At 58.1% G+C, this 248-nt stretch carries 1 pseudogene; it reads right to left on the reverse strand.

The annotated features are described in order from the left end of the window. Positions 1–44: 44 nt before the first annotated feature. A pseudogene (locus V0R37_RS22905) lies at positions 45–248 on the reverse strand (reverse transcriptase domain-containing protein); the annotation flags it as partial.

A 248-nucleotide genomic window follows, 5' to 3' on the forward strand; every position in this document is an offset into this window, starting at 1 on the left:
CACCCGGCATGCGGGTCCGCACCGGGCGGTTCGAGAAGTTGAGGTTATGAGAGACGGGGCACGCCCAACCGATCAAAGTAGGCCACCGTTAATACATGATGGACTCCCGACAGACTGTTGTGCCACCAACGACGACTCAACGCCGCCACCGATTGTGCTACCCTCGGCGTCGCGCCAAGACGCAGCAGCTCACGATAAATCGTCTTACCCCGACGCCATTGCTTTAGGTGCAAAGCTCTTAAACGTCT

Source organism: Pollutimonas rozaliensis, assembly GCF_048751585.1.
Lineage (GTDB): Bacteria > Pseudomonadota > Gammaproteobacteria > Burkholderiales > Burkholderiaceae_B.